Annotated in this window: 8 protein-coding genes and 1 pseudogene; 8 read left to right on the plus strand and 1 reads right to left on the minus strand. The window is 64.2% G+C overall.

The genetic code is table 11. The features are described from left to right. Positions 1 to 95: 95 nt before the first annotated feature. The 6 genes from rlmD (at position 96) to VF497_RS10440 (ending at position 4,580) form a co-directional block, all read left to right on the plus strand. On the plus strand, positions 96 to 1,391 hold the full coding sequence (rlmD, locus tag VF497_RS10415) for a 23S rRNA (uracil(1939)-C(5))-methyltransferase RlmD (protein WP_330888380.1): 1,296 nt from the start codon (positions 96 to 98) through the stop codon (positions 1,389 to 1,391). Between the two features lie 4 nt (positions 1,392 to 1,395). Then, positions 1,396 to 1,908 (plus strand): CYTH domain-containing protein, encoded by a 513-nt coding sequence (locus VF497_RS10420; protein ID WP_330888382.1) that lies wholly within the window; start codon positions 1,396 to 1,398, stop codon positions 1,906 to 1,908. A 1-nt stretch (position 1,909) separates the two neighbouring features. Continuing rightward, positions 1,910 to 2,899, plus strand: coding sequence for a beta-N-acetylhexosaminidase (nagZ, locus tag VF497_RS10425; protein ID WP_330888384.1), 990 nt, complete (start codon positions 1,910 to 1,912; stop codon positions 2,897 to 2,899). Between the two features lie 42 nt (positions 2,900 to 2,941). Then, on the plus strand, positions 2,942 to 3,454 hold the full coding sequence (locus VF497_RS10430) for a hypoxanthine-guanine phosphoribosyltransferase (RefSeq protein ID WP_330888393.1): 513 nt from the start codon (positions 2,942 to 2,944) through the stop codon (positions 3,452 to 3,454). Next, positions 3,451 to 4,200: an S-methyl-5'-thioinosine phosphorylase gene (locus VF497_RS10435; protein ID WP_330888386.1), complete on the plus strand. Its 750-nt coding sequence runs from the start codon at positions 3,451 to 3,453 to the stop codon at positions 4,198 to 4,200. Before VF497_RS10430 ends, VF497_RS10435 begins: the two co-directional genes overlap by 4 nt. 173 nt (positions 4,201 to 4,373) lie before the next feature. Continuing rightward, positions 4,374 to 4,580 (plus strand): cold-shock protein, encoded by a 207-nt coding sequence (locus tag VF497_RS10440; RefSeq protein ID WP_018973498.1) that lies wholly within the window; start codon positions 4,374 to 4,376, stop codon positions 4,578 to 4,580. Between the two features lie 115 nt (positions 4,581 to 4,695). Here the strand turns inward: VF497_RS10440 and VF497_RS10445 are convergent, their stop codons facing one another. Next, a complete protein-coding gene (locus tag VF497_RS10445; RefSeq protein ID WP_330888389.1) occupies positions 4,696 to 4,947 on the minus strand; it encodes a hypothetical protein in 252 nt (83 codons plus the stop codon). Positions 4,948 to 5,085: 138 nt separating this feature from the next. On the opposite strand from VF497_RS10445, the gene VF497_RS10450 reads away from it, so the two are divergent. After that, positions 5,086 to 6,675 (plus strand): 2-isopropylmalate synthase, encoded by a 1,590-nt coding sequence (locus tag VF497_RS10450; protein WP_330888391.1) that lies wholly within the window; start codon positions 5,086 to 5,088, stop codon positions 6,673 to 6,675. A gap of 119 nt (positions 6,676 to 6,794) precedes the next feature. After that, a pseudogene (locus tag VF497_RS10455) lies at positions 6,795 to 6,977 on the plus strand (branched chain amino acid aminotransferase); the annotation flags it as partial.

The raw sequence follows: 6,977 nt of genomic DNA on the forward strand, positions 1-6,977 counted from the left end.
GCCGGTCCTTGCTCATGCGCAGGACTATAGCAGCGCGTGAGGGCGGCGACCCTTGCCGGGCTGGTATCATATGCGGCCCAGTTTTGCGTGCTCACATGACTTCGATCGAAGCCGACATCACCGACCTCACCCACGACGGGCGCGGCGTGGCGCACATCGCCGGCAAGGCCGTGTTCGTCGCCGGCGCACTTGCCGGCGAGCGTGTGCGTTTGCGCGATCTGCGCAAGCATCGGCACTACGACGAGGCGGCGGTCGAGGAAGTGCTGCGCGCGTCGCCCGATCGTGTCGCACCACGGTGCAAGCACTTCGGCGTCTGCGGCGGCTGTGCGTTGCAGCATCTCGATCCGGCGGCGCAGATCGCTGCCAAGCAGCGCGTGCTGCTGGAGAATTTCGAGCGCATCGGGAAAGTCCAGCCGTCGACGATTCTTCCAGCGCTGACCGATTCGCCCTGGGGCTATCGGCGCAAGGCCCGCCTGAGCGCGAAGTTCGTCGAGAAGAAGGGCCGCATGCTGGTCGGCTTTCGCGAAACCAACGGCCGCTACGTCGCCGACATCGAGCGCTGCGAAGTGCTGCATCCCGCGGTCGGCGAGCGCATCGCCGCGATCACGGCGATGCTCGAATCGCTCGAAGGCAAGCGCGAGATTCCGCAGATCGAAATCGCCGCGGGCGACAATCTGATTGCGCTCGTGTTCCGCCATCTTGAGCCGTTGTCGGATGCCGACACGCAGGCTTTGATTGCGTTCGGACAAGCCAATGACCTCGCGATCTTCCTGCAGCCCGGCGGCATTGACAGCGTCGCGCCGCTGTGGCCGGCGGACGCGCAATTGAAGTTCGAATTGCCGGCCTATGACGTCGCGCTCGATTTCCGCCCGCTCGACTTCATCCAGGTCAACGGTGGCATGAATCGGCGCATGATCGACCACGCGCTCACGCTGCTGGCTCCGCAGCCGACCGACCGCGTGCTCGACCTGTTCTGCGGCCTCGGCAATTTCACCCTGCCGCTCGCGCGGCGCGCGGCACAGGTGGTCGGCGTCGAAGGCGAGGCAGGCCTCGTTCAGCGCGCGCGCGACAACGCGGCGCGCAACGGCATCGCCAACGCGACGTTCCACAGCGCCGATTTGGCCGCCGATCAGCGCGCGACGGCTTGGGCCAAGGCTGACTATGAATTGATGCTGCTTGATCCGCCGCGCTCCGGCGCCGACGCGTTGCTGGAATACCTGCCGCGCAAGTGGACGCGTCGCGTCGTGTATGTGTCCTGCCACCCGGCCTCGCTCGCGCGCGATGCGGGCATCCTCGTCGACAGGCACGGCTTCGAGTTGAAGAGTGCGGGTGTGATGGACATGTTTCCGCATACCGCACATGTCGAATCGATTGCGCTGCTCGAGAGGTAAACACATGGGGATCGAAATCGAACGCAAATTCCTCGTGACGAGCGACGCGTGGCGCGCGCAGGCGGCTCACGCACAGCGCATGGTGCAGGGCTATCTGATCGATGCGAGTCTGGTGCAGTCGCAGACCGGTACGCGCTGCTCGTTGCGCGTGCGCGTTGGTGGCGACCACGCCTGGCTCAACATCAAGTCGGCGACTCTCGGTGTCGAGAGGCTCGAATACGACTATCCCATCCCGGTGATCGATGCCGAGCGCATGCTGCGCGATTTCTGTAACGGCGTCGTCGAAAAGGTGCGCCATTATGTGCCGTATGCGGGCCTGACCTTCGAGGTCGACGAATTTTTTGGCGACAATGCAGGGCTGATCGTTGCGGAAGTCGAATTGCAATCTGCCAACCAGGCCATCGACAAACCCGGCTGGCTCGGACACGAGGTCACGCAGCATTTGCGCTACTACAATTTGAATCTGTTGCAGCATCCGTATTCGCGCTGGAGCGCGGCGGAGAAAGCCGGAGAATGACGTGCTGATCATCGGCCTGTCCGGACTCGAACTCACCGCCGCCGAGCGCGAGCAGCTCGCCGCGCCGCAGGTCAGCGGCGTGATCCTGTTCAAGCGCAATTTCGTTTCGCGCGCGCAGGTGACGGCGCTGATCGATGCGATCCGTGCACTGCGTGGCGATGAATTCCTCGTCTGTGTCGACCAGGAAGGCGGCCCCGTGCAGCGTTTCCGCGAAGGCTTCACCGAACTCCCGGCGCTGGCGCGGATTGGTGCCCTGTACGACGCCGATCCGCAACAGGCTTTGGCGCGGGCCGAGGAGCATGCCTGGCTGATGGCGAGCGAAATGCGCGCAATCGGCGTCGACCTGAGCTTCGCACCCGTGTTGGATCTTGCGCGAGGCAACCGCGCGATCGGCATGCGCGCGTTCGATGCGCGCCCCGAGGTCGTCTCCGAACTCGGGCTGGCTTACCAGCGCGGCATGCGCCTGGCCGGCATGGCGGTGACGCTCAAGCATTTCCCCGGCCATGGCTCGGTGCTCGAAGACACGCATGTCGATCGTGCCGTGGATGCGCGCCCGCAGGAGACGATTCGCGCCGAAGATCTAGTGCCGTTCGCTGACGCGATCGAGGCCGGCGCGGAAGCGGTGATGATGGCGCACGTGGCCTATCCGCAGGTCGATGCGAAACCGGCCGGCTACTCGCGCGTCTGGATCGCTGACATCCTGCGCGGTGAACTGGGTTTCAAGGGCGTGGTGTTCAGCGACGACATCAGCATGGCCGCGGGAGCGGGCGAGGGCGGTGTCGCCGCACGCATCGAGGCGCATTACGATGCCGGCTGCGATCTGATCCTGGCCTGCCAGCCCGAGGTCGTCGATGAGGCCCTGGCGGCGACGAAGGGCGCGGCGCGATTCGATCCGCAGCGCCTCAACAGCCTGCTTGGTGGCGTCGCACAGGACTGGGACGAGATGGTCGACAATCCGCAGCGAAAGAAATTCATCAGCAATCTTCCATAGAGGAACAACACCGTGACTGACAAACCCGCGCTCGCCGAAGCGATGAAGACCGCCGAGCTGCTGTTCTCCGGCGAAGAGCTTGCCGCGCGCATCCGCACGATGGGCAAGGAGATCGAGGACGCGCTCGAAGGCGATGTGCCGATCTTCATGACCGTGATGAATGGCGGCCTGATCTTCGGCGGCGTGCTCGCGCTCGCGATTCCGGCCGACCTCGAATTCGACTACGTGCACGCCACGCGCTACCGCGGCGGCACGCGCGGCCACGACCTGCTTTGGGTCAAGCAGCCGCGCGCGACACTGACCGGCAAGACGGTGCTGCTCGTCGACGACATCCTCGACGAGGGCCACACGCTCAAGGCGATCCGCGACTTCTGTATCGACGAAGGCGCCAAGCGCGTGCTGATCGCGGTGCTGTGCGAGAAGCGCCACGACCGCGCCACGCCGGACCTGCGCGCCGATTTCGTCGGCGTGCGCGTGCCCGACCGCTACGTGTTCGGCTATGGCATGGATTTCCACGAACAGGGGCGCAACCTGCCCGGCATCTACGCGCTATGAGTCTCGACCTCGCCATCATCGGCGGCACCGGGCTGTACAATTTTCCGGGTCTGGAAAAAGTCGAAAAGCGTATCGTCGACACGCCTTACGGCCCGGCCTCGGATGCGATCACGCTCGGTGAGCTCAACGGCAGGCGCGTTGCCTTCCTCGCGCGCCATGCGAGCGGGCATTCGATCCCGCCGCACCGCATCAACTACCGCGCGAATGTCTGGGCGTTGCACAGCCTTGGCACTGCACGCGTACTAGGCGTCAACGCGGTGGGCGGCATCCGCGCCGACATGGGGCCACGCACGCTCGCCGTGCCTGATCAGGTCATCGACTACACGCACGGGCGTATCACGAGTTTCTGCGACGCCGACGGCGCCAAGGTCGAACATATCGACTTCACCGAGCCCTACAGCGCGAGCCTGCGCGCCGAGGTGCTCGCTGCTGCTAAGCGTGCCGGTGTCGCCGTCGTCGACGGCGGCTGTTACGGAGCAACCCAGGGCCCACGGCTGGAAACGCGTGCCGAAATCGCGCGCATGCGCCGCGATGGCTGCGACCTCGTCGGCATGACCGGCATGCCCGAGGCGGCGTTGGCGCGGGAGCTCAAGCTCGACTACGCCTGCCTCGCCGTCGTCGCGAACTGGGCTGCAGGCTGTCCGCAGGGCGACGCCGCCCCGGAAATCAGCCTGCCCGAGATTTTTGCCCATCTTGAAGCCGCGACGGCCAAGATTCCGCCGATTATTTCCGCTCTGCTGGCCTGAGTGACCCGACACAGGACCCTTTGGGAGAGGCCCCGGGGGTGTTTCGGGTGGCCACAAATCGGCCAAACTTGAAATTTTTTGTAAAATTGGCGTTATACTTTCGTTGTGTCGGTGCCGCAAAGGGGATTGGGGAGCGGTTCCGGCCCGCCCGTCCATTCGTGTATCGAGGTCGTATGCGTACTGGTACTGTGAAATGGTTCAACGATGCCAAGGGGTTCGGGTTCATTGCGCCCGAAGATGGCGGCGAAGACGTGTTCGTGCACTATTCGGCGATCAACACCCAAGGCTTCCGCAGCTTGCAACAGGGTCAGAAAGTCAGTTTCGAAGTGATCGAGGGTCCGAAGGGTTCGCAGGCCGCGGCGGTACAGCCGGTCAAGTGAGACTTCGTGGTTAACGTTGCGATGAAGCCCGCCTTTATGGCGGGCTTTTTCGTTGCGACATGCCGCGCTGATCGCGGAATGCATCAGCGGCGATTTCATTTGGACATCCATCCGTCTAGACGTAAAGAAATCCGGTTGTGATTCTTCCATTCGCCAGCGTATTTTCGCGGATCATGGAAATTCCTTGCCCGCAGGTGTTGACAGGCATGCGGGCTTCGTTTACGTTTGTCCTATGACGCAACGCAGCAGCCAGCGCAATTTCGCTTCCAGCCTTCTCGCCAAGGCTGTTCGCGTGCGTGGCGCGCTGCTTCTTCTTGCCCTTGTACTTATTAGCACCGGAGGTGCGGGTTAGGGCGCGTCTGAGCAACAGAACCAGGCGAAGAATCCAGAACCCCGCACCCGGCGACGAGTGCGGGGTTTGTCGTTTCTGGCGGCAAAAAAGTTTCGATTGCAACAAACCGCGCGTGGCGCGGTCGTCTCCGACGAATGGCTTTGAGGTGCAGCAATGAACAAGACCAGCGATCCAGCCGTAGCACCACCCGCGCGCGAACACGTGCGCATCTTCGACACCACGCTGCGCGACGGCGAGCAGTCGCCGGGCTTTTCGATGAGCCGGCCGCAGAAGCTGCACATGGCGCACGCGCTGGCCGAACTCGGCGTCGATGTGCTCGAGGCCGGCTTTCCGCAGGCCTCCGAAGGCGACTTCGAGGCGGTGCATGCGATTGCGAAGGAGTTGCGCGGACCGGTCATTGCCGGCCTCGCGCGCGCGCAGATCGGCGACATCGACGCCTGCGTGCGTGCGCTCGAACCGGCGCAGAAGAAGCGCATCCACATCTTCCTCGCGACCAGCCCGCTGCATCGCCGGCACAAGCTCAACATGAGCCGCGAGCAGGTGATCGAGACCGGCATTAAGGCGATCCGCCACGCGCGTCAGTACTGCGACGACATAGAGTTTTCGGCCGAGGACGCGATCCGCACCGAGCCGGAATTTCTGATCGAAGTGCTGTCGACGATGATCGAAGCCGGTGCGACGACGGTGAACGTGCCCGACACGGTCGGCTATACGACGCCCGAGGAAATCTACGCGCTGTTCTCGCGCTTGAAGCGTGAGGTGCGCGGCATCGACAAGGTGATCCTGTCCTCGCACTGCCACAACGACCTCGGCCTCGGCGTGGCCAACAGCGTCGCTGCTGTGGCTGTCGGCGCGCGCCAGGTCGAGTGCACGATCAACGGCATCGGCGAGCGCGCGGGTAACGCGGCGCTCGAGGAAATCGTCATGGCACTGCGCACGCGCGCCGACCGGTTCAACGTCGAGACCGGCATCCGCACGCCGCTGCTGTACCCAACCGCGCGCCTGCTCGCCAACGTCACCGGCTCGACGATTCCGCGCAACAAGGCGATCGTCGGCGAGAACGCGTTCGCGCACGAGTCGGGCATCCACCAGCACGGCATGCTGAAGAACCGCGAGACCTACGAGATCATGCGCCCCGAGGACGTGGGCGTGGAGAAGACCCAGCTCGTGCTCGGCAAGCATTCGGGCAAGCATGCGCTGCGCGACCGTTTGAAATCGCTCGGCTACGAGGTCGACGACGCGCAGGTCGAGGAGATCTTCCCGCGCTTCAAGGCGCTGGCCGACAAGAAGAAGGAAGTGTTCGACAGCGATCTTGACGCGCTCGTGCTCGGTCAGGATCCGGCCGCGCTCGGCCCGTGGACGCTGGAGCAGATGCACGCGACCTCACATCTCGGCGGCGGCGCCTCGGCTTCGGTGCGCCTGCGCCACGAGGATGGACGCAGTGTCGGCGAGACCGAAGGTTCGCTCGGCGACGGCCCCGTGCACGCGATGCTGCGCGCGATCGAGCGCGCGACCGGCACGACGCTCGACATTTCCGACTTCCAAATCCGTTCGCTTTCCTACGGCGCCGATGCGCAAGGCCGGGCGACGTTGACGGTCAACCACGGTGAGCGCGAACTGATCGGCCGCGGCGTGTCGACCGACATCGTCGAGGCCACCGCGTTCGCCGCGCTCGAGGTAGTCAACCGCATCGAACGCATCAAGCTCGGCCAAGCGCTGCCGCTGGTGGCGAAATCAGCATGAAAGACAGGTTTTCGGCGCGGCGCGGAGGGGATAGGACGTAGAATTCGCCTACGGCGAGGCGTTTCGCTCGACCCCATCACCCGTATCCAAACCGCTTCAGGAATTGCAAAGGACCCAATATGGCAAACACAGAATTTATCTGGCACAACGGCAAGCTCAAGCTCTGGAACGAGGCGACGGTGCACGTCACCGCGCACGCGCTGCATTACGGCTCGTCCGTGTTCGAAGGGCAGCGCGTCTATGCGACGCCGCAGGGCCCGCAGCATTTCCGCCTCGCCGACCATACGCGCCGCCTGTTCGAA

The organism is Rudaea sp. (assembly GCF_036383415.1).
In the GTDB taxonomy this organism is placed as follows: domain Bacteria; phylum Pseudomonadota; class Gammaproteobacteria; order Xanthomonadales; family Rhodanobacteraceae; genus Rudaea.